Raw genomic sequence first — 25,504 nt, 5'->3', positions numbered from 1 at the left:
AATGACTCAGAAAGTTGCATACGTCACCGGAGGCATGGGCGGCATCGGTACCGCCATCTGCCAGCGCCTCCACAAGGAAGGTTTCAAGGTCATCGCCGGTTGCGGTCCGAGCCGCGACCACGCCAAATGGCTGGCCGAACAGTCCGAGCAGGGCTACACCTTTTACGCGTCGGTCGGCAACGTCGCGGAATGGGACTCCACCGTGGCCGCGTTCGACAAGTCGATCTCCGAGCACGGCCCGATCGACGTCCTCGTCAACAACGCCGGCATCACCAAGGACCGCATGTTCCTGAAGATGACGCGCGACGAGTGGGACGCCGTCATCAGCACCAACCTGACCAGCATGTTCAACGTCACCAAGCAGGTGGTGCCGGGCATGGTGGACAAGGGCTGGGGGCGGGTGATCAACATCTCGTCGGTCAACGGCGAGAAGGGCCAGGCGGGGCAGACCAACTACTCGGCGGCCAAGGCCGGCATGCACGGCTTCACGATGGCGCTGGCGCAGGAACTGGCGCACAAGGGCGTGACCGTGAACACCGTCAGCCCGGGCTACATCGGCACCGACATGGTCAAGGCCGTGCGGCCCGACGTGCTGGAGAAGATCATCGCCGGCATCCCCGTGCGACGCCTCGGCCAGCCCGAGGAGATCGCCTCCATCGTGGGCTGGCTGGCGGGTGACCATTCCGGCTTCACCACCGGCGCGGACTTCAGCTGCAACGGCGGCCTGCACATGGGCTGATCCTCAGCCTCGCGCCCGCGAAAAGGCTGCCCTCGGGCAGCCTTTTTTTCGTCCAGCCGCGGGCCGCGTCCGCGCCGGGTCGTCTCGCGCGCCGGTATATAACCCCGCCGCCCCGACGGGGTCAAGTGTTGAGTGAAGGGCCATGCGCGCCTGGGGATATGGCCGATGACGACGGGGCTTGCGTTAGTCTGGGTCGCAAACAGGGAGAAAAAATTGGCGTTCATCCAATCCGTTTTTCACCAGTCTCCCGAGCTCGCGCTGTTCCTGTCCTTGGCCATCGGCTACTGGATCGGCAAGTTCAAGTTCGGCTCCTTTCAGCTCGGCGGCGTGGCGGGCTCCCTGCTGGCGGCCGTGGCCGTGAGCCAGGTCGGCGTCCACATCGACTCCGGCATCAAGGCCGTGCTGTTCGCGTTGTTCATCTACGCGGTCGGCTTCGAGAGCGGTCCGCAGTTCTTCCGCTCGCTGGGGCGCCAATCGCTGCGCGAGATCTCCATGGCGGTCGTGGTGGCGCTGTCGGGGCTGCTCACCGTGCTGGTGATCGCCCGGGTGTTCGGCCTGGACAAGGGCCTGGCGGCGGGGCTTGCCGCGGGCGGCATGACGCAGTCCGCCATCATCGGCACGGCCGGCTCCGCGATCGAGAAGCTCGGCCTGTCCCCTGAAGCCGTGCAGACGATGCAGGCCAACGTGGCCATCGGTTATGCCGTCACCTACATCTTCGGATCGTTCGGCGCCATCCTCATCTGCGTGAATCTGCTGGAGTGGTTCACGAGGCGCAAGATCCGCGAGGACGCGGTCCAGGCGGAGCAGGAGCAGCTCAAGGGCGTGCGCCTGTACGGGGTGGACGAATCGAACGCGCTGCCGGACATTGTGGGCCGCGTCATCCGCGTCACCCAGGCGGGCCTGACCGTGCAAGGTGTGGAGAGCAGCGGCCCCGTGGGCGCCGTGACCGTGGAGCGCCTGCAGCGCGACGGCGCCGAGATCGGCGTCGCGGGACAGTTGGCGCTGGAGGTCGGCGACCGCATCCTGCTCGTCGGGCGTCGGCGGGCCGTCGTGGCGCAGGCCGGCGTGATCGGCGAGGAGGACCACAGCACCGAAGGCATGGACCTGGTGATGGTCAAGCGCGACGTGTCCATCGCCAACCCGCAGTACCTGAATCGCCCGGTGGGCGAGATCATCACCAACCTGTCCGAGGGCGTGAGGCACGGCGTCTACGCGCTGGCGCTGCTGCGCGCGGGCTCGCCGGTGCCGATCCGGCCGGAGACGGTGGTGCTGCCGGGGGACATGGTGACCTTGTTCGGCGCCAGCGCCGACATCCAGCGCGCCGCGCAGTCGGTGGGGCCGGTGGTCCTTCCCAGCGACAAGACCGATTTCGTGTTCCATGGCTTCGGCATCACCGTGGGCCTGCTGATCGGCTTGCTCGTGGTGCGCGCGGGGCCGGTGCCCATCACCCTGGGCAGCGGCGGCGGGGCGCTGCTGAGCGGCCTGCTGTTCGGGTGGTGGCGCAGCCGCCGGCATACCGCGGGCAACCTGCCCACCGCCGCGTCGACGCTGATGCGCGACCTGGGCCTGGCGGGCTTCGTCGCGATGGTGGGCCTGCAATCCGGCCAGCAGGCGGTGCACACCATCATGGATCAGGGGATCAAGCTGTTCCTGCTGGGCGTGCTGGTCACCGTGATCCCGCTGCTGATCGCGATGCTCTTCGGTCGGTACGTGCTGCGCTACGACAACGTCGCGGTCTTCGCCGGCGCCCTGAGCGGCGCGCGCAGCGCGAATCCCGCGTTCGGCGAAGTACTGGACAAGGCCGGCAACAACGTGCCGACCGTTCCCTTCGCCATCACCTATGCCCTCGCGAACGTCTTCCTGACGTTGCTGGGGCCGTTGATCATCGCTTTCGCTTGAGGTTTCAAAGGGAGTAGAGAGATGACTGCAAACGGAAAGAACTTCGCGTCGCTGAGCCCGTTCGAGCTCAAGGACGAGCTGATCAAGCTGGCCTCGTCCGGCAAGAGCAATCGCGCGATGCTCAACGCGGGCCGCGGCAATCCGAACTTCCTGGCGACGACGCCGCGCCGGGCCTTCTTCCGGCTGGGCCTGTTCGCCGCGGCGGAGTCCGAGCTGTCCTACTCCTACATGACCCCGGGCATCGGCGGCCTGGCCGGCATCGAGGGCATCGAGGGCCGCTTCGAGCGCTTCGTCACCGAGCACAAGGACCAGGAGGGCGTGCGTTTCCTGGGCAAGACGCTGAGCTATGTCCGCGATCAACTGGGCCTGAACGCCACCGCCTTCCTGCACGAGATGGTCGACGGCATCCTGGGCTGCAACTACCCGGTGCCGGGGCGCATGCTCCGCGTGAGCGAGCAGATCGTGGGCCACTACCTGAGCCGCGAGATGACGCAATCGACCGTCCCGCCCAGCCAGATGGACCTGTTCGCGGTGGAGGGCGGCACGGCCGCGATGGCCTACATCTTCAACAGCCTGCAGAGCAACGGGTTGCTGAAGGCCGGCGACAAGGTGGCGATCGGCATGCCGGTCTTCACGCCGTACATCGAGATCCCGCAGCTGGAGCAGTTCTCGCTGGAGATCGTGCCGATGAACGCCGATCCCAAGGCCGGTTGGCAGTATCCGGACAGCGAGCTGGACAAGCTCAAGGATCCCGCCGTCAAGGTGTTCTTCTGCATCAACCCGAGCAACCCGCCGTCGGTCTGCCTGGACGAGCGCAGCCATGCCCGGATCAGCGCCCTGGTCAAGAACGAGCGCCCCGATCTGATGATCATCACGGACGACGTGTACGGCACCTTCGCCGACGAGTTCAAGTCCGTCTTCCAGACCTGCCCGGCCAATACGCTGCTGGTGTACTCCTACTCCAAGTACTTCGGTGCCACGGGATGGCGCCTGGGCGCGATCGCGATGCACAAGGAGAACATCTTCGACGCGGCGCTCGCGCGGGCGCCGGAGGAACAGCGCCAGCGTCTGCACCGGCGCTATGAATCCGTCACCGTCGACGTCTCGGCGCTGAAGTTCATCGATCGGATGGTCGCCGACAGCCGGGCAGTGGCCCTGAACCACACCGCGGGGCTGTCGCTGCCTCAGCAGGTGCAGATGACGCTGTTCTCGCTGTTCGCGCTGATGGACGAGCACGACGCCTACAAGGGGGCGCTGAAGAAGCTGATCCGGCGCCGCGACACGGCCCTGCATGGCGCGCTGGGCGTGACGGTCAAGGAGGACAAGCACTCCGTCAACTACTACACCCTGCTGGACGTCGAGGATCTGGCCCGCGAGCTGTACGGCGACGCGTTCGCCGAATGGGCCGTTCAGCAATCGTCGACCGGCGAGCTGCTGTTCCGCGTCGCCGAGGAAACCGGCATCGTGCTGTTGCCCGGCCGCGGCTTCGGCGCCTCGCGGCCGTCGGCCCGCGCCTCGCTGGCCAACCTCAACGAGTACGAGTACGTGGCCATCGGTCAGGCGCTGCGCAAGTGGGCGGACGAGTTGTATGTGGCGTACGGGAAGCAGCACCCCTCCCGAAAGTCGTGACCGACACGAATGACACGATCGCCCTCCCGGGCGCGGTCGAATGAAAGGCGGGCCGCGTTGTGTTCAACGCGGCCCGCCTCGTTTCTCGAATGACGCGGCGTGCAAGCCCGCGGCGCGGTCGATCAGCCCTTGATCTGCAGCAGTCGGGAGATGCTCTGAGCCGTCTCCTGCAGCCGCGGCAGGCCTTGATCCAGCAGCAACTGCGGCGGCGTGCGGCCAGCATGCGTGCTGAGGTTGACCGCGGCGATCACCTTGCCATCTCGACCGGTGATCGGCACCGCGACCGACACGACCCCGTCCTCCAGCTCCTGGTCCACCAGGCACCAGTGCTGGCGACGCGCCTGCTCGACCTGGGCGCGCAGGTCGTCGTGCGAGCGCACCGTGAGGGCGGTGAACGGGACCAGATCGGTCCGCGCCACCTGCACCTCGCGCTCCTCCACCGGCAGCGAGGCCAGCAGCACCCGGCCGATGGCCGTCGCCCAGGCGGGCAAGCGGCTGCCGACGCCGATGGTCGTGCTCATGACCTTGCGGGCCGGCACACGCACGACGAAGACGATGTCCGCGCCGTCGAGCACGGCGATGGAGCTGGACTCCTTCAGGTCGCTGGACAGTTGCAGCACCAGGGGCTCGGCGAATTGCCACAGCGGCTGCGAGGAGAGGTACGCGAACCCGAGATCGAGGATCTTCGGCGTGAGCTCGAAGAGCCGGCCCTCGGCGCGCACGTAGCCGAGCGTCTGCAGGGTCAGGAGGATGCGCCGGGCGCCGGCGCGGGTGAGCCCGCAGCGGCGGGCGACTTCGGTGAGCGTCTGCCGGGGAGCGTCCGCGCCGAAGGCCCGGATCACCGACAAACCCCGGGCAAATGACTGCACGTAGCTGTCGCCGGGCTTGAGGATTGTTGCGCTTTCGTCAGAAGACATGGGCGTCATGACCGCAGTATAGAAAGGCCGCGAAACGTTAACATCGCGCCCCGTTCTTTGAGATGTGACAGAGGGTGATCACCATGGCCATGGATGTTGTTGACTACGAAATCAAGGGCGCCGAGATGCAGTTCGTCGAGGTCGAACTCGACCCCGGCGAGGCTGCGATCGGCGAAGCCGGCAGCATGATGTTCATGGATGCCGGCATCGGCATGGACACGGTGTTCGGCGACGGGTCCGCCAATCAGGGCGGGTTCTTCGGGAAGTTGCTGGGCGCCGGCAAGCGGCTGGTGACCGGAGAGTCTCTGTTCACCACGATCTACACGAATCAGACCCATGGCAAACAGCGGGTCGCTTTCGCGGCGCCCTATCCGGGCAAGATCCTCCCCATGGATCTGCGCCAACTCGGCGGTACGCTGATCTGCCAGAAGGACGCGTTCCTTTGCGCGGCCCGCGGCGTCTCGCTGGGGATCGCGATCCAGCAGCGCCTGTCGACTGGCTTCTTCGGTGGCGAAGGGTTCATCATGCAGAAGCTCGATGGTGATGGGCTGGCCTTCGTGCATGCGGGGGGTACCGTGGTTCGTCGTACGCTCCAGCCGGGGCAGACGGTGCTGGTGGACACCGGCTGCGTCGTGGCCTACACGCCGAACGTGAGCTTCGAGATCCAGTACGTGGGCAAGATCAAGACCGCCCTGTTCGGTGGCGAGGGCCTGTTCCTCGCGAAGATGACCGGCCCTGGCGAGGTCTGGCTGCAGAGCCTGCCGTTCTCGCGCCTGGCGTCGCGCGTGTTCGCGGCCGCGCCGCAGCGTGGCGGCTCGCGTGAAGAGGGCTCGATCCTGGGCGGCTTCGCGGCAGGTGGCCTGCTCGGCGGCATCCTCGGCGGCGACGACGAGTGAGCGCGGCGGGCGATCCTGTCGCCCGTCCGATTCCCCGTGCGCAGACTTGCCGCAATGCTGGCGGCAAGTCTGGCGTGCGGCGCGGACGTTCAGGCCGCCTCAAGACTTGTGCACTGGGCGCGCCGGGCCCTGCATGAACCGGGGCATCGACGGCCTTCTTCAGTCTCGGGCTCAGGGTCAACCCGCCTACACTTGAGGGCTGCGCGCGCTGCGTCGTTGCCGCCCTCGTCCTCGACCGGGGCCACGCGCGTCGCGCATCCCCCTGTTGAGGAACTCCATGCTGTTCAGTTCTGCGCGGCCGTTCGCCGCCCTGGCCCTGTCCTTCGGTCTCGTCGCATCGTTCGCCGGCACGCCCGCCTCGGCGACGACCGGCAACGGCGCCACCAGCCCGATCTTCGTGCTGAACTCGCTCGACGCCGACATCAGCGTGATCGACCCCAAGGGCTTCCGCGAGATCAAGCGCATCCCGACCGGCAAGGAGCCGCATCACCTGTACCTGACGCCCGACCGCAAGACGATGGTCGTGGCGAACGCGCTGGGCGATTCGTTGACCTTCCTCGATCCGGTGACCGCCGAGGTGCAGCGCACCGTGCGCGGCATTCCTGATCCGTACCACCTGCGCTTCTCGCCCGACATGAAGTGGCTGGTGCTGGCCGGCAACCGGCTGGACCACGTCGACATCTACAAGTGGCAGCCGCAGAACGCGACAGAGCCGCTGGCGCTGTTCAAGCGCTTCTCGGCGCCGAAGACGCCCAGCCACCTGTCGATCGACAGCAGGAGCTCCGTCGTCTACGCCAGCCTGCAGGACAGCAGCGAGTTGCTCGCGATCGACCTGAACACGATGGCGCCGCGCTGGAAGATCCCCGTCGGCAAGCTGCCCGCCGACCTGTACCTGACGCCCGACGACAAGCACTTGCTGGTCGCGCTGACCGGCGAGCGCAGCGTCGAGGTCTATGACGTCAGCGGCGCGCAGCCCCGGCTGGTCAAGAAGCTGGAGACCGGCGACGGCGCGCACTCCTTCCGCGCGCTCGGCGACAAGCGCCATGTGCTGGTCAGCAACCGCGCGGCCAACACCATCAGCAAGATCTCGCTGGCGGACTTCACCGTCGTCGACACGCTGAAGGCGCCCGGCGGTCCCGATGACATGGAGATCCTGCCCGACGGCCGCACGCTGATGTTCACGTCGCGCTGGGCTCGCAAGCTGACGATCATGGACCTGCAGACCAAGCAGATCCTGCAGCAGGTGAAGGTCGGCAAGTCGCCACACGGCGTCTGGACGCTCGACCAGATGCCGCGCCAGTGACCGCCCGCGCGCAGACGAAGGCAGTCCCGTGAAGATCCCGTCCGTCCTGTGTCGCGGTGCCGCGCTGGTGCTCGGCCTGTCCTTCGCCACCCTGGGGGCGCAACCGCAAGCGCAGTCTCCGACGCCGGCCGCGTGCGACAAGCCCGTGTACCTCACCTTCGACACCGGCCACATGGGCGTCGCGCCGTTGATCGTCGACACCCTCAAGCGTTTCGACGCCAAGGCCACCTTCTTCCTGGCGCAGGAGCCGACGATGGACGGCGGCCAGACGCTCGACGACAAGTGGGCGCCGTGGTGGAAGTCATTGGCGGAGCAGGGCCACGACTTCGGCTCGCACACCTGGTACCACGACGCCTGGTCGGCGGACCTGCCGGACAACAGGTTCCGCTTCCGCCGCGCCGCCGGCGAGCAGGTGCCCCAGACCGTCGTGATGACCGCGGCCGAGTACTGCGAGGACCTGAAGCGTCCCGCGCAGCGCTTCCTGGAAATGACCGGTCGGCCGATGTCGATGATCTTCCGCGCGCCCGCCGGGCGCACCTCGCCGGCGCTGCTGGCGGCGGCGCAGGCCTGCGGCTTCCGCCATGTCGGCTGGAGCGCGGGCGGCTTCCTCGGCGACGAACTGCCGAGCGACAAGTTCCCCAACCAGGCGCTGCTGGAGCAGGCGCTGCGACGCATCAAGCCGGGCGATATCCTGATGGCGCACCTGGGCATCTGGTCGCGCCAGGACCCGTGGGCGCCGACGGTGCTGGAGCCGCTGCTGCAGGGCTTGAAGTCCCGCGGCATGTGCTTCGCGCCGTTGCGCGATCATCCGGACTACGTCGCGTGGATGCGCAAGCCGGCCGAGGCATTCGCGCTGAAGGCGGGCAAGGCGCGTTGATGTCGGCGGCGTTCACGTGGAAGTGAAGTTGACGTCGACGCGCGCACGCATGGACCTTATCGAGGATGGAGGCCTGATCTCGTGATGGACTGGTTCACCGATCTGTTCGGACAGGCGCAGCAGGCGCTGTTCGAAAGCGTCATTCAGCCGATCGTCTTCGGGCTCGGCTACGGCAACCTGCTGGAGGACGCCTTCGACGCGACCGGCTGGCTGCTGGTCGGCATGATCCAGATCGTGGTGATGCTGGCGGTGATCGGCTCGCTGCAGCGCTGGCGGCCGGCCGAGGCGGTCACCGATCGCCACGCCATCCGCGTCGACATCGTCTACACGCTGATCCAGCGGCTGGGGCTGTTCCGGCTGGCGACGTTCTTCTCGCTGGAGCCGGCCTTCGACGCGGTCGTCGGCCAGATGCGGCTGTGGGGCATCCCGACCTTCCAGCTGGACGCGATCTGGCCCGGCGTGACCGACACGGCGTGGGTCAGCTTCGCGCTCTACCTCGTCGTCTTCGATCTGCTGCAGTACTGGTTGCATCGCGCGCAGCATTCGTGGAACTGGTGGTGGGCGCTGCATTCGCTGCACCACAGCCAGCGCCAGATGACGATGTGGAGCGACAGCCGCAACCACTTGCTCGACGACCTGCTGATCGACGGCGCCGTCGTGTTGGTGGCGCGTCTGATCGGCGTCGGCCCGGGCCAGTTCGTCGCGCTGGTGGCGATCTCGCAGTTGCTGGAGAACCTGCAGCACGCGAACCTGCGGGTCAGCTTCGGCCTGATCGGCGAGCGTCTGCTCGTGAGCCCGCGCTTCCACCGCCTGCATCATTCGATCGGCATCGGCCACGAAGGCTTCGGCCGCGGCACGCTGGGTGGCCACAACTTCGCGGTGATGCTGCCGATCTGGGACGTGCTGTTCCGCACCGCCAGTTTCGAGAACCGCTGGGACCCGACCGGCGTGCGCGACCAGTTGCCGGAAGAGGGCGGGCGCGACTATGGCCGCGGCTTCTGGGCGCAGCAGTGGCTGGGTCTGAAGCGGCTCGCCGGACGTGACAAGATCGCGTCCGCGCCGGGCGGCGGCGCCGCGGCCTCGTCCGCATCCAAGACCAACATCGCCGGTGGCGCGCCGGCCGGAGGGAACGACTGATGATCAAGCCGATGAGCCGTGTCGCGGACTCCTTCTGGCGCGCGATGGCGTACTGCCTGCATCCGCGGGTCATTGGCTGGTCGCTGCTGCCGCTGATCCTGCTGGGCGTGCTGTCGTTCGGGCTGGGCTACTTCTTCTGGGAAGGCGCCGTGGCGGCCGTCCGCGCGACACTGGAATCGTGGAGCCTGGTGGACAGCCTGCTGAAGTGGCTGGACAGCCTGGGCGCCAGCGGCTTCCGCACGGTCATCGCGCCCATCATCGTGGTGGCGATGGCGGCGCCGGTGCTGGTCGTGCTGTGCCTGTTGCTGGTGGCGACGATGATGACGCCGTCGATGGCCGATCTGGTCGCGCAGCGCCGCTTCGCGGGCCTGGAGCGCAAGCACGGCGCCGGCTTCATCGCCGGCCTGTCGTGGGGGCTGGGGCACACGCTGATCGCGCTGATCGCGCTGGTGCTGTCGCTGCCGTTCTGGCTCATTCCGCCGGTCGCGCTGATCGTGCCGCCGCTGGTGCTGGGCTGGCTGTCGTATCGCGTGTTCACCTTCGACGTGCTCGCCGATTTCGCGTCCGGCGCGGAGCGGCGCCGGCTGCTCGCCGAGCACCGCCTGCCGCTGCTGGCGCTCGGGCTGGTGACCGGTTACCTGGGCGCCGCGCCGGCGGCGATCTGGGCGCTGGGCGCCTTGGCCTTCGTCTTCGCGCCGCTCTTCATCCTGGTCTTCGTGTTCCTGTCGACGCTGGTCTTCGCCTTCAGCTCGTTGTGGTTCGCGCATTACGCGCTGGCCGCGCTGCAGGAGATGCGCCGCGCCGACACCCACGCCGAACGCGCCCCCGATCCGGTGATGGATGCGCTGCCGGCCAACTACGCGACCGCCCCGCCGCTGATCGCCGACGACCCCGAGCCCGGCCCGCCCGCGCTCGACCGGCCCAGGCCGCTCAATCCCTGAGGCTCCCCTGAGTTTTCCGAGGACCCCTTCGCATGAACATCGGCCTCATCATCATCGGCGACGAGATCCTGTCCGGTAAGCGCCAGGACAAGCACCTGGCGAAGGTGATCGAGCTGCTCGGCGCGCGCGGACTGTCGCTGTCCTGGGCGAAGTACCTCGGCGACGATCGCGAGCAACTGATCGTGGAACTCGCCGCCGCGTTCGGCAGCGGCGACTTGGTGTTCAGCTGCGGCGGCATCGGCGCCACGCCGGACGACCACACGCGGCAGGCCGCCGCCGCCGCGCTCGGCCGTGATTTGCAACTGCACCCCGAGGCCGCCGAGTCCATCTGGCAACGCGTCCAGCAAATGGCGGCGGAGCAGGGCACCGAGCCGCAACGCGATCACCCCGACACGCGGCGCCGGATGGAGATGGGCGTGTTCCCGGCCGGCGCCGCCATCATTCCGAACCCGTACAACAAGATCCCCGGCTTCTCGGTCGGCACCGTCTACTTCGTGCCCGGCTTCCCGGTGATGGCCCATCCGATGATCGAGTGGGTGCTGGACGAACGCCATGCCGCGCTGCACCAGCCCGTCGGCACGCGCGAGCGCTCGCTGATCGTGCAGGGCGCGATGGAGGCGACGCTGACGCCGCTGATGGAGCGTGTGGAGGCGGACTTCCCCGGCATCAAGGTCTTTTCGCTGCCCAGCGTCGACCATCCGCAATGGGGTCGCCACATCGAACTGGGCGTCAAGGGCGACGCCGCCACGATGGAGGCCGCCTATGCGGCGCTGCGCTCAGGCGTCGTCCAATTTGGTGCTGTCATAGGCACTGAATTGGTGCGATGATGCACCGCTTCGGAGCCGCTGCGCGACGGCGGCCGTGACCGGTCCGACGCCGGTCTCCCGGGCGTGAGGTCGCGTGCCCTCGCGTGGCGCGCGCCGCATCGGGGATCGCCGCGTCATGCACCGGTCTGGCGCCTGCCCGTCACCGTTCTGCCATCCGTTGGCATGCAAACTGCTAAATAGTCCGCGCTTGATGTCCGCGGCCGGCGAGAACCCGGTGGCGGATCCGGACGGGGTCCTGGGCGACCTGACCCCTTCCAGCCGTCAAGCCGAATCGGGCATCGGCCCGCCGAATCTTTCTTTCTCATCCAGCCCCCTAGGAGTGATTGATGGCCACCAAGACCGTCGCCGACGTGATGAACCTGGTCCAGGAGCACGAGGTCAAGTTCGTTGACTTCCGCTTCACCGACACGCGCGGCAAAGAACAGCACGTGACCGTGCCCGTGTCCGCGTTCGACGAAGACAAGTTCCAGTCGGGCCATGCCTTCGACGGCTCCTCGATCGCCGGCTGGAAGGGCATCGAAGCCTCGGACATGCTGCTGATGCCGGACCCGAACACGGCCAACATCGACCCGTTCTTCGAAGAGCCGACGCTGATCCTGAGCTGCGACGTCATCGATCCGACCGACGGCAAGGCCTACGAGCGCGACCCGCGCTCGCTGGCTCGCCGCGCCGAGGCCTACCTGAAGTCCTCCGGCCTGGGCGACACCGCCTACTTCGGTCCGGAACCCGAGTTCTTCATCTTCGACAGCGTGCGCTGGAACGTCGACATGTCCGGCTCGTTCGTCAAGATCGAATCGGAAGAGGCGGCCTGGAACACCGGCAAGGAATACGAGCACGGCAACAGCGGCTACCGTCCCACCGTCAAGGGCGGCTACTTCCCGGTGCCCCCGGTCGACAGCGGCCAGGACATGCGCTCGGAGATGTGCCTGATCCTGGAACAGATGGGCATCCCCGTCGAAGTCCACCACCACGAGGTGGCGACCGCGGGCCAGATGGAAATCGGCACCAAGTTCAGCTCGCTGGTCCAGCGCGCCGACTGGCTGCAGCTGCAGAAGTACATCATCCAGAACGTCGCGCATGCCTACGGCAAGACCGCCACGTTCATGCCCAAGCCCATCGTGGGCGACAACGGCTCCGGCATGCACGTGCACCAGTCGGTCTGGAAGGACGGCAAGAACCTGTTCGCCGGTGACGGCTATGCGGGCCTGAGCGACTTCGCGCTGTACTACATCGGCGGCATCATCAAGCATGCCCGCGCGCTGAATGCCATCACCAACCCCGGCACCAACTCGTACAAGCGCCTGGTGCCCGGCTACGAAGCGCCGGTGAAGCTGGCCTACTCGGCCAAGAACCGCTCGGCCTCGATCCGCATCCCGTATGTCGCGAACCCCAAGGGCCGCCGCATCGAGGCGCGTTTCCCGGATCCTTCCGCCAACCCGTACCTGGCCTTCGCCGCGCTGCTGATGGCGGGCCTGGACGGCGTGGAGAACAAGATCCATCCGGGCGAAGCCGCCACGAAGGACCTGTACCACCTGCCGCCGGAAGAAGACGCGAAGATCCCGACCGTCTGCCACAGCCTGGACCAGGCGCTGGAGTACCTGGACAAGGACCGCGCGTTCCTGACCAAGGGCGGCGTGTTCACCGACTCCTACATCGATGCCTACATCGATCTGAAGATGCAGGAAGTCCAGCGCTTCCGCATGACGACGCACCCGGTCGAATTCGACATGTACTACGCGCTGTGATCGCGAGCGCGGAGCGCGCCATGGCCCCCTTGGCACGGCTCGTTCCGCAGTTCGCCTCGGCACGCAAGGGACGGCTCCGGCCGTCCTTTTTCGTGGCCGATCGGCGCGATGTCACGGATCGCGCCGACGCCGCTTCCGGTCGGTACACCTGGCAACAGCGCGCGCTCGCGGCCTCGCGGCCGGGCCTGTCGCCTTGGGTCACAATCGCAGCAGACTCTGGTCAGTTGGAAGCAGGGATTGCAGATGACGCTGCGGATCAAATGGGTGGGACGTTCGTTGCCTGGCGCGATGAGCGCAAGGGGTGCGCCGAGCCGATGGGCCGTCGCGCTGTTGACGGTCGTCGCGGCCGGATCGGCGTCGGCGCAGGCGGTGGTGTACCGCTGTCCCGGCCCGCCGGTGCTGTACACCGACGCGATGACGCCCAAGGAAGCCGCCGACAAGGGCTGCCGCAGCATCGAGGGCACGCCGATCACGGTGTTCTCGCCGGTGAAGCCGAAGGCGCCGGTGGTCTCCGCCTCGGGGACGCAAGGTGAATTGCGTGTCGACCCCAAGGACCAGCGCGTCCGGGACGACGACCGCCGCCGCGTGCTGGAGCAGGAACTGCGCGAGGCCGAGAGCCGCCTGGCCAAGCTCCAGCAGGAGTACAACAACGGCCAGCCCGAGCGCCGCGGCGACGAGCGCAACTATCAGAAGTACCTGGACCGCACCGCCGAGCTCAAGGCCAGCGTGGCGCGCCAGGAAAGCGACGTTCAAGCCATCAAGCGCGAGCTCGGCAAGCTGCCGCCCTGATCGGGATGCGGCGATGGCGGCTGGGTCGCGCGCAGGCGCTGCAGCACGATGAAGCCCACTCCGCTCGAAGCGAACTACCAATGTTTCGACCTCCTGGCCACGCTGGTGGCGGTGGTCAAGCCTGACGGCACCTGCGAGTTCGCCAACACCGCCGTCGAGACGCTGTTCAACCTGCCGCGACGCGCGGTGCAGGGCAGCAACCTGCTCGAATGGTTCACCGACACCGGGCGCCTTGTCGAGGCGCTGGAGGAAGTCAGCCGCAACGCGTTCTCCAGCAGCCGTTTCGACGCCATGATCCGCCGCGGTCCACGCGCCCATGACGACCTGATGCCGGTGCACGTGATCGTCAGCCAGACCGACGACCCGCAGCGGCTGGTCATCGAGTTGATCGAGAACGCTCAGCAGACCCGCCAGGATCGCGAGGAGCGCAACCTCGACCAGGTCCGCTCGACCAAGGAGCTGACCCGCAACCTGGCGCACGAGATCAAGAACCCGCTCGGCGGCATCCGTGGCGCGGCGCAGTTGCTGGCGCTGGAGCTGGAGCCGACGGACCTGTGGGCCGAGCTGGAGGAGTACACCGTCGTCATCATCCACGAGGCCGACCGGCTGCAATCGCTGGTCGACCGCCTGCTGGCGCCGCACCGGCGGGCGCAGGTGGTGGGGGACGTCAACATCCACGAGGTCTGCGAGCGCGTGCGCACGCTGGTGCTGGCGCAGTACCCGCGCGGGCTCAAGCTGCTGCGGGACTACGACATCTCGCTGCCCGACTTCCGTGGCGATCGCGAGCAGTTGATCCAGGCGGTGCTCAACATCGCGCAGAACGCGGCACAGGCGCTGCACGAGCGCATCGCGCAGGGCGACGCGGTCATCGCGCTACGCACGCGGGTCGCGCGCCAGGTGACGATCGGCAAGCAGCGGTGGCGCTTGGCATTGGAATTGCATATCGAAGACAACGGCCCAGGCGTGCCCGAGGAGATCAAGGACCGCATCTTCTTCCCATTGGTATCGGGAAGGGATGGCGGCTCCGGCCTCGGGCTGACGCTGGCGCAGACGATCGCCCAACAGCACCAGGGGATGATCGACTGTGACAGTCAACCGGGTCGGACCGATTTTCGAATCACCCTGCCTTTGCCCTGAGCCGCGGCCACAAGCCGACAACGGGGGAAAGGGGAGCCATAGATGAAGTCGATCTGGATTGTTGACGACGACCATTCGATCCGTTTTGTGTTGGAGAAGGCGCTGACACGCGAAGGCCTGCCGGTGCGCACCTTCAGCCAGACGCGCGAGGTGCTGGCGGCGCTGGAGGAGGACACGCCGCAGGTGCTGGTCTCCGACATCCGCATGCCGGGCGGGTCGGGCCTGGAACTGCTGACCGCGGTCAAGAAGCAGTTGCCCGGGCTACCGGTGATCATCATGACGGCCTACTCCGACCTGGACAGCGCGGTGAGCGCGTTCCAGGGCGGCGCCTTCGAGTACCTGCCCAAGCCGTTCGACCTGCCGCGCGCGGTGGAGCTGATCCGGCGCGCGCAGGAGGAAAGCCAGCGTGAATCGGTGATCGAGGCCGAGCAGGTCGAGATGCCGGAGATGCTGGGCCAGGCGCCGGCGATGCAGGACGTGTTCCGCGCGATCGGCCGGCTGAGCCAGAGCCACGTGACGGTGCTGATCACCGGCGAGTCCGGCTCCGGCAAGGAGCTGGTGGCGCGGGCGCTGCACAAGCACAGCCCGCGCGCCGAGGGCCCGTTCGTCGCGATCAACACGGCGGCGATCCCCAAGGATCTGCTGGAGTCGGAGCTCTTCGGCCACGAGCGCGGTGCCTTCACCGGCGCGCAGGCCACGCGGCGCGGGCGCTTCGAGCAGGCCGAAGGCGGCACGCTGTTCCTCGACGAAATCGGCGACATGCCGCTGGACCTGCAGACGCGCCTGCTGCGCGTGCTGTCGGACGGCCAGTTCTATCGCGTCGGCGGTCACAGCCCGCAGCGCGCGAACGTGCGCGTGGTCGCGGCGACCCACCAGAACCTGGAGACGCTGGTCAAGGAAGGACGCTTCCGCGAGGACTTGTTCCACCGCTTGAACGTGATCCGCCTGCGCCTGCCGCCGCTGCGCGAGCGCCGCGAGGACGTGCCGCTGCTGGCGCGTTATTTCCTGCAGCGCAGCGCGAACGAACTGGACGTGGAGACGAAGCGGTTGTCGGAAGCGGCCTTGCAGCGCCTGATCAATTTCGACTTTCCGGGCAACGTGCGTCAGCTGGAGAACATCTGCCACTGGCTGAGCGTGATGGCGCCCAGCCTGGTGGTGGAGGCCAAGGACCTGCCGCAGGAGTTGCTGGCCGCGCCGGGCAGCTATCCGACGGCGGCGGTGACGGACGTGGTGCCGTCGGCGACGGGCCTGACCAGCATGCCGGCCCCGCCGCCGTTGCCGGCGGGGATGGTGACCCTCCCGCCGTCGCCGGACGCCTGGATCGCCGAGATGGCCCGCGAGGCGCGCCGCCTGCTGGTCGCCGGCGAGCCTGACGTGTGGGACGTGCTGACGCGCCGCTTCGAGGCCAGTCTGATCCTCACCGCGCTGGACCTGACGCGCGGCCGTCGCATCGAAGCCGCGCAGAAACTCGGCATCGGACGCAACACGATCACGCGCAAGATTCAGGAATTGGATCTGGATGCGTGAGCACGGATTCGCCGCGCTGCAAGCGCGGCGACGGGATTCGACGGCGGCCGACGGCCGCCGTTTTCATTGGCGGCGACTCTTGTCCAACCACACCCCCAACCCCTGCGCATTCAACTCCACGTCCATCGCCAGCAGCGCGGCGATGCGCGTCGGCGGCAGCCGGTCGCCGAGGTGCTCGACGGCACGGCGCTGGTAGAGCGCCAGCAGCTCCCGCTTGAGCGCCGCATGCCGGTCCGGCGCGTCCTTCAGGCGCAGCGCGATCGCTTCCATCTCGTCGACCTGCGCCAGCAGCAGCGCCGCCAGCCGCTCGATATCCGCGGCATCGCGTCCGATCCGGCTGTAGTGCGTGACGTACATGCGCGACGGCTGCGTCTCCAGCATCCGCCGTACCGAGGCGCGCAAGGCATCCGGCTCGAACTGCACCGGCGTGCTCGTGGGCATGATCCATTCGCCTCGCACCGGGTCGTCGAACTCGCGATACGACAGGCCGAAGGTGTCCCCGGTGAACCAGCCGCCGCTGGTCTCATCCCAGATGCAGTGGTGGTGACGCGCGTGGCCGGGAGTGTCGATCAGGCGAAGCGTGCGCGAGCCCAGCGTGATGCGCTGGTCGTCGGTGCTGGCCTGGGCGCGGGCTTCGGGGACGCCGACCAGCTCGCCGTAGGAGCGGCGCATCTCGGCCTCGCCGTAGACGGCCAGCGCGCCGGCCCATAGCGCCGACGGATCGACCATGTGGCGCAGGCCGCGTGGATGCACCAGCAGCATGGCGCCCGGCAGCGCAGCCATCAGCGGGCCGACACCGCCGGCATGGTCCAGGTGGACGTGGGTGGGAATGACCCAGTCCACCGCGTCGAGCGGCAGCCCCAGCGCCTCCAGCGCGCCGAGCAGCCGCGGCAGCGCATGGCGGGTGCCGGTGTCGATGAAGGCGGCCCGGCCGCTGTCCACGATCAGGAAGGCGGCGTCGAAGTGATCGCGCTGGAATGCCGTGTCGATCGCGTAGACGCCATGGTCCAGCGGCTCGAGGTAGCCGGGCAGTGCCGATGAGGCGGGCAGGGGAGTCGAGGGGGCCAAGGGTGTCTCCGTGCTGGGGTTCTTAGAATGGTCCGCAGAGGGCGCGACAGGACGCGCCCGGACGGCGCGACATGTGGCGCCACAGGTTACGCGATGACGCCGCGCCAGTGCGTCACGCGTTTGACCCGCGCGCCCAGCCGCCGCGACTTCGCAGCAAAGGACCCCGCTATGGCCGTTCGTGAAATTCTCAAAATGGGCGACCCCCGCCTGCTGCGCCACGCGCAACCGGTGCAGGCGCTCGACACGCCTGAGCTGAATGCGTTGCTCGAAGACATGTTCGACACGATGAAGGCCGCCAATGGGGCCGGGCTCGCCGCGCCGCAGATCGGCGTCGACCTGCAGGTCGTTGTGTTCGGATTCCAGCGCAACGAGCGCTATCCGGACGCGCCGCCGGTGCCGATGACGGTGCTGATCAATCCCGTCATCACGCCGCTGTCCGACGCGACGGAAGAGGGCTGGGAAGGCTGCCTGTCGGTGCCGGGGCTGCGCGGCGTGGTGCCGCGGCTCAGCCGGATCCGCTATCAGGGCGTCGATGCCCAGGGTCAGGCGATCGATCGCGAGGCCGAGGGCTTCCACGCCCGCGTCGTCCAGCATGAATGCGACCATCTGATCGGCACGCTGTATCCCATGCGGATCAAGGACTTCAGCCGCTTCGGCTTCACCGAGATCCTGTTCCCCGGGCTGGATCCGAACACCGACGATTGACGTGGCCGGGCCCGGGATCCGAGCGCTTGACGCTCCGGCAACACGGCGTCAAGTTGTAAGCACACGTGCACCGGGATGTCGCGACGGCGTTAAGTTCTGATCCCGCTGGAAGGTCCTCCCCATGACTGATGCGCTGAATCACTCCCTGCCGCGGCCGTTGCCGCGGCTGCCGTCGTTGCGATGGTGGATCGCCGCGCTGGTCGCGCTGGCGGCGTTGATGGTCCATGGCCTGGCGCTGGCCGATCCGCCGACCCGCGCCGGCCGGATCGCCGAGCTCTCCGGCGCTGTCTGGCTCTATGACGCCGATGCGCGCGAATGGACCGAGGTGCGCCGCAACCAGACCGTGGGCGAGGGCGATCGGCTGCGCGCCGACGATGGCGGCGGCGCCACCATCACCATCGGGTCCGCCACGCTGTGGATGGACCAGCGCAGCGAGATCGAGTTCAACGCGCTCGCGGACAACCGCATTTCGGTGCAGATCGTGAAGGGCGCCGTCGGCCTGCGGCTGCGCAACCAGGAGTCCGCCGACGAGTGGTCGCTGCGCACGCTGGAAGGCCGCTTCGGTTTCGAGCGGGAGGGCCTGTACCGCGTCACGCAACTGGGACGCGGCAGCGAGGCGCAGTCGTGGCAAGGCAAGTTGCGCTTCGATTCGCGCGCGACGGACGCGCAGCCGGTCTGGCTGGCGACGAATGAGCAAGCCGAGTTCTGGTGGGACAACGGCCCGCGCACCGAGCGCCAGCCGCTGGAACGCGATGGTTTCGCGCGCCTGATGCTGGAGGACGCGCGGGATACCGTGTCACCGCCGCCCACGGCCGCGGCCTATGTGTCGCCTGAGATGACCGGCGCCGAGGATCTCGGTCAGTACGGTGTCTGGGAACAGAGCCCGGACTACGGCGCGGTGTGGGTGCCGGCGGTCGTCGTGGCCGACTGGGCCCCGTATCGCTACGGGCGATGGGCCTGGAGCGGGCGTTGGGGCTGGACCTGGGTGGACGACATGCCCTGGGGCTTCGCGCCGTTCCATTACGGTCGCTGGGCCTACTGGCGCGACCGCTGGTGCTGGGTGCCGGGACCGTATGTGCGCCGCCCCGCGTATTCGCCGGCGATGGTCGGTTGGGTCGGCGGCGCGGGCGTGAGCGTGGGCATCGTGGTCGGTGGACGCCGTCCGCCGCCGCCGCGGTATGGCGGCTGGGTGCCGCTGGCGCCGCGCGAGGCCTGGCAGCCGCCGGGCCGCTACAGCCAGGCTTACTGGCGCCGTGTCAATCCGGATCCGAATCCCGCGACGGTCGTGCGGCCGGGCGGCCCGCCGCCGTCCTATCGCAACGAGCGTGAGCATGGGCCGCTCTACACGCAGCGTCCGGTGACGGCACCGCTGCCGGCCGCGGCGTTGCAGCCGCAACGCTCGTGGCCGCCGCGCCCGGGTGGTCAGGTGGATGGTCGTCCGGACGGCCGCCCATTCGTCGACCGTAACCACGACGGGCGGCCGGATCGGCCGGACGAGGGCGGCACGCGGCCGACGCGGGGCGTCATCCGTCCCGAGCCGAACACGGCGACGGTCGTTCCGCAGGGCAATGGCAACAACGGCAATGCCGTTCCGAACGTGCCCGCGAATCACACGGTGACGCCGCAACGCGGGCCGGATGCCCAGCGCCCGCAGGACCGCCGTGAAGGCGATCGTGAGGCGTGGCGCAATCGCCCGGGCCCGGACGGTCGCGGCGAGGGGGATCGCAATCGCGGCGATCGAGGGGATCGTGGCAATGAAGGGATGCGCGCCGATCCGGTCCGACGCGACGAGCCCGTGCGTCTCCCGCCGCCCCGCGTCGAACCGCTGCGCAACGAGCAGCCCCGTGTGGAACAACCGCGCGTGGAACAGCCGCGGATCGAGCAGCCGCGCGTGGAGCAACCCCGCGTCGAGCGGCCCCGCTTCGAGCCCCAACCCCGCGTGGAACAACCCCGCTTCGAGCCCCGCGTGGAGCAGCCCAGGGTCGAGCAGCCCCGCGTTGAACAGCCGCGCGTCGAGGCGCCTCGCCCCATGCCGCAACCCCCGCGCGTCGAAGCTCCCCGCCCACCGCCCCAAGCCCCTCAAGCCCCACGCGTGGAACCACCCAAGGGGCCGCCGCCCGGATCGCGCGAGAACGGGTTCAAGCAGCAGGAGCGTTGAGGCTTCTTCGCGCACGACGGCACGTTCGTGCCGCATGCGCCGCGTGCGCCGCGGTGGAGCGCAGCGGAGGAAGCCGGGGGACGGCTTCCTCATACGCTCGCCAAATCGGCAGCCGCCCCCCGACTCCCTCCGCTCACATCACCGAGCCATTCATCGAGTCATTCAACCAGGCAGAAACCGACTGGGACGCGCTGGCTGGCTGAAGGTCTTGAGCTCGGGGGGACAGGGCGGCGAGGGTAGAGGGGTGGGCCAGCGTGGCGGGGCTGGATTGATCTGGGGAAGACCTGCGGGTCAGCCCGTCACTGCCGGCGCCACCGTGCCGATGCAGGGGCCGAAACCGATCGAGCGCCGGCCCGGGGCTTCGCAACGGCCGACCAGCGCGACGCTGTCACCGTCCTGCAGGAAGGTGCGTTGCTCGCCGTTGGGCAGGGTGATGGCCTGCTTGCCGCCTTGGGTCAGCTCCAGCAGCGAGCCGCCTTGCTCCGGCGTGGGTCCCGATTGCGTGCCCGATCCGAAGAGGTCGCCCGGCTGCATGTTGCAGCCGTTGCTGGCGTGGTGCGTCAGCATCTGCGCCACGGTCCAGTACGACTCCGCGAAGTCCGAGCACATGAGCTTCGTCGGCGCCTCGCCCGCGTCACGCATCGCCCGGGTTTGCAGGTGGACTTCAAGTTGCACCGCGATGGCGCCTTGCTCGCGGTTGGCCGGGCTGTCGAGGTAGGGCAGCGGCCGCGGGTCGCCGTCCGGCCGCGTGAAGGCGCGGCGGAAGGGCGCCAGCGCCTCCATCGTCACCACCCAGGGCGAGATCGTCGTGGCGAAGCTCTTCGCCAGGAAGGGTCCCAGTGGCTGGTATTCCCAGGCCTGCATGTCCCGCGCGGACCAGTCGTTGAGCAGCACCAGGCCGAAGAGGTGGCGCTCCGCGTCGCCGATGGCGATCGGCTGGCCGCTTTCGTTGCCGGTGCCGACCAGCGCGCCGACTTCCAGCTCGTAGTCGAGCCGCTTGCAGGGGCCGAAGCTCGGCGTCTCGGCGTCGGGGGCCTTGGTCTGGCCCACCGGGCGGCGGAAGGTCTGCCCGCTGACGCCGATCGACGACGCACGGCCGTGATACCCGATCGGCACCCACTTGTAGTTGGGCAGCAGCGGGTTGTCGGGGCGGAACAGCTTGCCCACCGTCGTGGCGTGATGGATGCCGGTGTAGAAGTCGGTGTAGTCGCTGATGCGGCAGGGCAGCGTCAATTCGACGTCGGCCAGCGGCGTCAGCGCCGGCGCCAGGGTCTGGGACGAGGTCGGCCCCGCGTCCGCGTTCAGCGCGGCGACCAGCTCATGGCGCAGTTGGCGCCGGAAGTCGGGACCGACGGACATCAGCGGGTTCAGGCCCATGCCCTCGCAGGTGCGCAGCACGGCACCGAGCGCGTCGGAGAGCACGCCCAGCTCGGCCGCGCCGATCAGGTCCAGGACCTGGTCGCCGATCGCCGTGGCGGGCCGGAACGAGCCGGTCGTGCCGGCGCGGCGGAACATGCCCAGTGGCAGGTTCTGGATCGGGAAGTCGGTGTCGGGCGTGTTGGCGGAAGCCACCCAACTGCGCAGCGCGGGGTCGTGGGTGTGGTCGATGTCGTGGGAAGCGGTCATGGGGATCCGATGCGGTCGCGGTCGTTGAAGGGAAGGGCGGGCGTGCCGTTCACGTCGCCTTGAAATTGTCCTTGAGGCCGCTCCAGCAGGCGGCGTAGTTCGTGTCGAGCGAGCCGCCCTGCAGCGCCCAGGCCGACGGGCGGAAGCGCCAACGGCTCTCGAACATGAATGCCAGCGTATGGTCCAGCTTCTGCGGCGTCAGCGCGCGCGTGCTCGCGGCCTCGAAGGCATCGGCATCCGGGCCGTGCGGGACCAGGCAGTTGTGCAGGCTCGCGCCGCCGGGACGGAAGCCCTCGGGCTTGGCATCGTACTGGCCGTGGATGAGGCCCATGAACTCGCTCATCACGTTGCGGTGGTACCAGGGCGGACGGAAGGTGTCCTCCTGGACCAGCCAGCGCGGCGGGAAGATCACGAAATCGCAGTTGGCCGTGCCATGCGTGTCGGTGGGCGATGTGAGCACGGTGAAGATCGACGGATCTGGATGGTCGAAGCTGATCGAGCCGATCGTCATGAAGTGCGCCGTGTCGTACTTCAGCGGCGTCAGGTTGCCGTGCCAGGCAACGACGTTGAACGGCGTCACGGACTGCTGGTTGCGCCACAGCGCGCCGCCGGTCTTGCGGATGACCTCGCAGGGGCCGTCGGCGTGGGCGTCATGCGCGGCCACCGGCGCTAGGAAGTCGCGCGGGTTGGCCAGGCCGTTGGAGCCGATCGGGCCCAGCTCCGGCAGGCGGAAGGCCGCCCCGTAGTTCTCGCAGATGTAGCCGCGCGCGGCGCCGTCGTGCGCGTCGACGCGGAAGGTGACGCCGCGCGGGATCAACGCGATCTCGCCGGGCACGACGTCGAGCAGGCCCATCTCGGTCACCAGGCGCAGGCCGCCTTGCTGCGGGACGATCAGCATCTCGCCGTCGGCGTTCATCAGCGCGCGTCCGGTCATCGGCCGGTTGAAGGCATAGATCAGCGCGGCCATGCCGGTCTGCGCGTCGGGATCGCCGTTGCTGACGAGGGTCTTGATGCTGTCGACGAAGTCGACGCCTTGCGCCGACGCGCCGGCCGCCGCCTCGCCGGGCATGGGGAACGGATGCCAGCGCAGCGGATCGGGCGGCGCCGCGACGCCGCCGGCCGCGCCGCTGGTCCAGAACGGCTGCTCGTAGGCGTGGAAGGCGCCGGTCACCACCGACGGTTGCCGGCGATACAACCAGGTGCGGCGGTTCTCCACGCGCGGCGCGGTGAAGGCGCTGCCCGACAGCAGTTCCGGATAGAGATCCAGCGGCGCGCGTTGCGGGCTGTTGCGACCCTTGGGCAACGCACCGGGCACGGCCTCGGTCTCGAACTGGTTGCCGAAACCGCTTTGATAACGCAACGCGGGCCGGTCGGAACCGGGGGGCAAGGCGGCGGTCGACGCGGCGGTCGGGGTGATGGTTTCTGGAGCGTTCATGCGGGTCCTCTCGGGGATTCGGAATCTGGTGCGGAATCTGGTGCGGCGTCGGCCATTGCCGCGGCGGCCAGGGCCTCCGCCAGCACGTCCTGCCGCCCGATGTGATTGGCCATCAACAGGATCAGGCGGGCGTTGAAGGCCATGCTGGCCGCCGGTGTCAGCGCTTGATGCGCCTCCAGCAACGCGGCATAGAAGTCGTCGCCGGCTTCGAGATTCGGTGTGGTGATCAGCGGCATGCGGCGTGCCTCCTCATGCGTGCGCCAGCGCGCGCCGCACCGCCGCGCAGATCGACGCCGGCGTCGGATCGCGCCAGCGCGCGCAGACGTGTTGATCGGGGCGCAGCAGCACCACGGTGCCGGGGCGGCCGTCGTAACGGGCGCGGATCAGGCCGTCGACATCGGCGGCCTCGGCGATCGTGATCACGACCGGATCCTCCAGCCCTTCGAAACCCTGGGCGACCGCGCTCAGTGCGGCGGCGGCAGTCCCGGCCCCGGCCTCGTCATCCTCGAAGACGATCGCGGTGAAGCGTCCCGGCCGGGTGAGCCGCAGCAGCCATCCCTCGTGGCCGTCGCGGCGAATCGGCGCGTCCACCGCCGGCGCGCCGGGGCGCATCGCGCCGTCGAAGGCCGCGGCGTCGTTGGCGTGCCTGGGGCTCGCCGCGCCGTCGGCATGCGGGACCTCTTGTCCAGGTCGGACATCTCCGACGTTTCCCTGGTCATCGGCATTCAACGACGACGCCGTCAGCACCGCCGGCACCGACAGCCGTCCGCTGTTGACCAGCCGCCGCGCGAAGGCGAAGTCCTTGGCCAGCGTCAGCGTCGCGTCGCGGAAGACGCGGCTGATCTCGCTCTTGGGCGTGATGAAGTCGGTGGAGCGGCTGGAGTGGCGCAGGTTCTCGTCGGCCGCGAACTCGCGTTCCCGCGCGTAGCTGTCGAGCAGCGCCTGCGGCGCTCGCCCCTGCACGACGGCGGCCAGCTTCCAGGCCAGGTTCTCCGCGTCCTGCACGCCCGAGTTGGCGCCACGCGCGCCGAACGGTGACACGCCATGCGCCGCGTCGCCGGCGAAGAGCACGCGGCCGTGGCGGAAGCTGTCCATGCGCATGCAGGAGAAGGTGTAGACGCTGGCCCACACCAGCTCGATGTCGGGCACGACGCCGTCGCCGCCGGCGGCGATCGACGCTTGATGCATGAGCGTGCGCACGCGCGGCAGGATGCGTTCGGGGCGCTTCTCGAGCTCCGGATCCGCGTCCCAGCCGAGCTGGAAATCAATGCGCCACACGCCGTCCGGCTGGCGATGCAGCAGCACGCTCTGGCCGGGGTGGAAGGGCGGGTCGAACCAGAACCAGCGCTCGGCGGGGAAGGGCGCGTTCATGCGCACGTCGGCGATCAGGAAGCGGTCCTTGAAGGTGCGGCCGTGGCTCTCCTGTCCGATGGCGCGGCGCACCGTGGAGCGCGAGCCGTCGCAGGCGACGACATGGGCCGCATGCAGCGTGTAAGGGCCCTCGGGCGTCTCCACCCGCAGTTCGACGTGGTCCTCGCGCTGCTCGACCCCGACGACGCCGTGATGCCAGCGCAGATCGATCAGTGGCAGCCCGAGCGCGCGCTCGACCAGGAAGCCCTCGACGTAGTACTGCTGCAGGTTCACGAAGGCCGGACGCTGGTGGCCGGCTTCGGCGAGCAGATCGAATTGATAGACCTGCTCGTCACGGAAGAACACGCGGCCGACGCCCCAGGACACGCCCTTGTCGACGATGCGCTGGCCGCAGCCCAGGCGGTCGAAGATCTCCAGCGTCCGTTTCGCGAAGCACAGCGCGCGCGAGCCGACGGACAGGCGGCCGTCGTTGTTCAGCAGCACGACCGGCACGCCTTGCAGCGCGAGGTCGATCGCCGCCGTCAGCCCCACCGGCCCCGCGCCGACCACGACGACGGGATGGCGCGCCGGAAAGGGGCCATCCTGATCGACGCTGCGTCGATACGGGTAGACGACCTGCTGGTAGTCGATGGCGCCATCCGGCGTCGTGTCGCCAGCGGTGTCGGTCGATGCATCGGCCGCGGAGTCGATCCGGGCGGCGCGTGCGGCGCCGATCACGGGTTGGCTCGCGGTCCCGGTCGGGGCGTGGATGCCGGTGCTCATGCCAGTGTTCATGGCG

21 protein-coding genes are annotated in these 25,504 nt (G+C 68.6%); 15 read left to right on the top strand and 6 right to left on the bottom strand.

Going from position 1 to position 25,504, the window contains the following annotated elements:
• Position 1 precedes the first annotated feature (1 nt).
• The 3 genes from phbB to CDN99_RS02830 all read left to right on the top strand — a co-directional run bounded on the left by phbB (position 2) and on the right by CDN99_RS02830 (position 4,267).
• Complete coding sequence (gene phbB / locus CDN99_RS02840; protein WP_088382570.1) at positions 2-739, top strand: acetoacetyl-CoA reductase; 738 nt, start codon at positions 2-4, stop codon at positions 737-739.
• A gap of 213 nt (positions 740-952) precedes the next feature.
• Positions 953-2,638, top strand: a complete 1,686-nt coding sequence (aspT, locus tag CDN99_RS02835) for an aspartate-alanine antiporter (protein WP_238139333.1) — start codon at positions 953-955, stop codon at positions 2,636-2,638.
• A gap of 21 nt (positions 2,639-2,659) precedes the next feature.
• The gene (locus CDN99_RS02830; RefSeq protein WP_088382568.1) at positions 2,660-4,267 is read left to right on the top strand and encodes a bifunctional aspartate transaminase/aspartate 4-decarboxylase; all 1,608 of its coding nucleotides are present in this window, start codon (positions 2,660-2,662) and stop codon (positions 4,265-4,267) included.
• 122 nt (positions 4,268-4,389) lie between these two features.
• On the opposite strand, the gene CDN99_RS02825 is transcribed toward CDN99_RS02830, so the two are convergent.
• A complete protein-coding gene (locus tag CDN99_RS02825; RefSeq protein WP_088383344.1) occupies positions 4,390-5,184 on the bottom strand; it encodes an IclR family transcriptional regulator domain-containing protein in 795 nt (264 codons plus the stop codon).
• A gap of 83 nt (positions 5,185-5,267) precedes the next feature.
• Between CDN99_RS02825 and CDN99_RS02820 the strand changes: the two genes are divergently transcribed.
• The 10 genes from CDN99_RS02820 to ntrC all read left to right on the top strand — a co-directional run bounded on the left by CDN99_RS02820 (position 5,268) and on the right by ntrC (position 16,363).
• Positions 5,268-6,080, top strand: coding sequence for a TIGR00266 family protein (locus CDN99_RS02820; protein WP_088383342.1), 813 nt, complete (start codon positions 5,268-5,270; stop codon positions 6,078-6,080).
• Positions 6,081-6,357: 277 nt separating this feature from the next.
• Entirely contained in the window at positions 6,358-7,383 is a 1,026-nt protein-coding gene (locus CDN99_RS02815) for a YncE family protein (RefSeq protein ID WP_088382567.1), read from the top strand.
• A gap of 34 nt (positions 7,384-7,417) precedes the next feature.
• Complete coding sequence (locus CDN99_RS02810) at positions 7,418-8,260, top strand: polysaccharide deacetylase family protein (protein ID WP_375134415.1); 843 nt, start codon at positions 7,418-7,420, stop codon at positions 8,258-8,260.
• Positions 8,261-8,344: 84 nt separating this feature from the next.
• Positions 8,345-9,397 carry a sterol desaturase family protein gene (locus CDN99_RS02805; protein ID WP_088382566.1) on the top strand — a complete coding sequence of 351 codons (1,053 nt, stop codon included), beginning with the start codon at positions 8,345-8,347 and terminating at the stop codon, positions 9,395-9,397.
• Positions 9,397-10,338, top strand: a complete 942-nt coding sequence (locus CDN99_RS02800; RefSeq protein ID WP_238139332.1) for an EI24 domain-containing protein — start codon at positions 9,397-9,399, stop codon at positions 10,336-10,338. Before CDN99_RS02805 ends, CDN99_RS02800 begins: the two co-directional genes overlap by 1 nt.
• Before the next feature lie 32 nt (positions 10,339-10,370).
• Positions 10,371-11,165: a competence/damage-inducible protein A gene (locus tag CDN99_RS02795; RefSeq protein ID WP_088382565.1), complete on the top strand. Its 795-nt coding sequence runs from the start codon at positions 10,371-10,373 to the stop codon at positions 11,163-11,165.
• Positions 11,166-11,491: 326 nt separating this feature from the next.
• Positions 11,492-12,910, top strand: a complete 1,419-nt coding sequence (gene glnA / locus CDN99_RS02790) for a type I glutamate--ammonia ligase (RefSeq protein WP_088382564.1) — start codon at positions 11,492-11,494, stop codon at positions 12,908-12,910.
• Positions 12,911-13,153: 243 nt separating this feature from the next.
• A complete protein-coding gene (locus tag CDN99_RS02785) occupies positions 13,154-13,699 on the top strand; it encodes a hypothetical protein (RefSeq protein ID WP_238139331.1) in 546 nt (181 codons plus the stop codon).
• Positions 13,700-13,747: 48 nt separating this feature from the next.
• Positions 13,748-14,836, top strand: a complete 1,089-nt coding sequence (glnL, locus tag CDN99_RS02780) for a nitrogen regulation protein NR(II) (RefSeq protein WP_088382563.1) — start codon at positions 13,748-13,750, stop codon at positions 14,834-14,836.
• Positions 14,837-14,878: 42 nt separating this feature from the next.
• Positions 14,879-16,363: a nitrogen regulation protein NR(I) gene (ntrC, locus tag CDN99_RS02775; protein WP_088382562.1), complete on the top strand. Its 1,485-nt coding sequence runs from the start codon at positions 14,879-14,881 to the stop codon at positions 16,361-16,363.
• A gap of 63 nt (positions 16,364-16,426) precedes the next feature.
• Here ntrC and CDN99_RS02770 read toward each other — a convergent pair whose 3' ends face one another.
• Complete coding sequence (locus tag CDN99_RS02770; protein ID WP_238139330.1) at positions 16,427-17,431, bottom strand: MBL fold metallo-hydrolase; 1,005 nt, start codon at positions 17,429-17,431, stop codon at positions 16,427-16,429.
• 168 nt (positions 17,432-17,599) lie between these two features.
• On the opposite strand from CDN99_RS02770, the gene def reads away from it, so the two are divergent.
• Positions 17,600-18,136: a peptide deformylase gene (gene def / locus CDN99_RS02765; protein ID WP_088382561.1), complete on the top strand. Its 537-nt coding sequence runs from the start codon at positions 17,600-17,602 to the stop codon at positions 18,134-18,136.
• 121 nt (positions 18,137-18,257) lie between these two features.
• Entirely contained in the window at positions 18,258-20,294 is a 2,037-nt protein-coding gene (locus CDN99_RS02760) for a DUF6600 domain-containing protein (RefSeq protein ID WP_088382560.1), read from the top strand.
• Between the two features lie 291 nt (positions 20,295-20,585).
• Here CDN99_RS02760 and fahA read toward each other — a convergent pair whose 3' ends face one another.
• From fahA to CDN99_RS02740, 4 genes are read right to left on the bottom strand one after another with little or no spacing between them, the layout of a single operon-like run.
• Positions 20,586-21,920, bottom strand: coding sequence for a fumarylacetoacetase (gene fahA / locus CDN99_RS02755; protein ID WP_088382559.1), 1,335 nt, complete (start codon positions 21,918-21,920; stop codon positions 20,586-20,588).
• Positions 21,921-21,969: 49 nt separating this feature from the next.
• The gene (hmgA, locus tag CDN99_RS02750) at positions 21,970-23,355 is read right to left on the bottom strand and encodes a homogentisate 1,2-dioxygenase (RefSeq protein ID WP_088382558.1); all 1,386 of its coding nucleotides are present in this window, start codon (positions 23,353-23,355) and stop codon (positions 21,970-21,972) included.
• The gene (locus CDN99_RS02745) at positions 23,352-23,591 is read right to left on the bottom strand and encodes a DUF2783 domain-containing protein (RefSeq protein WP_088382557.1); all 240 of its coding nucleotides are present in this window, start codon (positions 23,589-23,591) and stop codon (positions 23,352-23,354) included. Before CDN99_RS02745 ends, hmgA begins: the two co-directional genes overlap by 4 nt.
• A 13-nt stretch (positions 23,592-23,604) precedes the next feature.
• A complete protein-coding gene (locus CDN99_RS02740) occupies positions 23,605-25,500 on the bottom strand; it encodes an FAD-dependent oxidoreductase (protein ID WP_238139329.1) in 1,896 nt (631 codons plus the stop codon).
• Positions 25,501-25,504 lie beyond the last annotated feature (4 nt).

The organism is Roseateles aquatilis, from assembly GCF_002205645.1.
Lineage (GTDB): Bacteria > Pseudomonadota > Gammaproteobacteria > Burkholderiales > Burkholderiaceae_C > Roseateles > Roseateles aquatilis.
This window is presented reverse-complemented; position numbering and strand designations above follow the sequence as displayed.

What these genes read in the sequence shown, in the direction of transcription:
- CDN99_RS02830 (WP_088382568.1), top strand. Translation starts at nt 2,660, where the DNA reads ATGACTGCAAACGGAAAGAACTTCGCGTCGCTGAGCCCGTTCGAGCTC.
- CDN99_RS02800 (WP_238139332.1), top strand. Translation starts at nt 9,397, where the DNA reads ATGATCAAGCCGATGAGCCGTGTCGCGGACTCCTTCTGGCGCGCGATG.
- glnL (WP_088382563.1), top strand. Translation starts at nt 13,748, where the DNA reads ATGAAGCCCACTCCGCTCGAAGCGAACTACCAATGTTTCGACCTCCTG.
- glnA (WP_088382564.1), top strand. Translation starts at nt 11,492, where the DNA reads ATGGCCACCAAGACCGTCGCCGACGTGATGAACCTGGTCCAGGAGCAC.
- CDN99_RS02785 (WP_238139331.1), top strand. Translation starts at nt 13,154, where the DNA reads ATGACGCTGCGGATCAAATGGGTGGGACGTTCGTTGCCTGGCGCGATG.
- CDN99_RS02825 (WP_088383344.1), bottom strand. Translation starts at nt 5,184, where the DNA reads ATGTCTTCTGACGAAAGCGCAACAATCCTCAAGCCCGGCGACAGCTAC.
- ntrC (WP_088382562.1), top strand. Translation starts at nt 14,879, where the DNA reads ATGAAGTCGATCTGGATTGTTGACGACGACCATTCGATCCGTTTTGTG.
- CDN99_RS02745 (WP_088382557.1), bottom strand. Translation starts at nt 23,591, where the DNA reads ATGCCGCTGATCACCACACCGAATCTCGAAGCCGGCGACGACTTCTAT.
- def (WP_088382561.1), top strand. Translation starts at nt 17,600, where the DNA reads ATGGCCGTTCGTGAAATTCTCAAAATGGGCGACCCCCGCCTGCTGCGC.
- fahA (WP_088382559.1), bottom strand. Translation starts at nt 21,920, where the DNA reads ATGACCGCTTCCCACGACATCGACCACACCCACGACCCCGCGCTGCGC.
- CDN99_RS02795 (WP_088382565.1), top strand. Translation starts at nt 10,371, where the DNA reads ATGAACATCGGCCTCATCATCATCGGCGACGAGATCCTGTCCGGTAAG.
- CDN99_RS02805 (WP_088382566.1), top strand. Translation starts at nt 8,345, where the DNA reads ATGGACTGGTTCACCGATCTGTTCGGACAGGCGCAGCAGGCGCTGTTC.
- phbB (WP_088382570.1), top strand. Translation starts at nt 2, where the DNA reads ATGACTCAGAAAGTTGCATACGTCACCGGAGGCATGGGCGGCATCGGT.
- CDN99_RS02760 (WP_088382560.1), top strand. Translation starts at nt 18,258, where the DNA reads ATGACTGATGCGCTGAATCACTCCCTGCCGCGGCCGTTGCCGCGGCTG.
- CDN99_RS02740 (WP_238139329.1), bottom strand. Translation starts at nt 25,500, where the DNA reads ATGAACACTGGCATGAGCACCGGCATCCACGCCCCGACCGGGACCGCG.
- CDN99_RS02815 (WP_088382567.1), top strand. Translation starts at nt 6,358, where the DNA reads ATGCTGTTCAGTTCTGCGCGGCCGTTCGCCGCCCTGGCCCTGTCCTTC.
- CDN99_RS02820 (WP_088383342.1), top strand. Translation starts at nt 5,268, where the DNA reads ATGGCCATGGATGTTGTTGACTACGAAATCAAGGGCGCCGAGATGCAG.
- hmgA (WP_088382558.1), bottom strand. Translation starts at nt 23,355, where the DNA reads ATGAACGCTCCAGAAACCATCACCCCGACCGCCGCGTCGACCGCCGCC.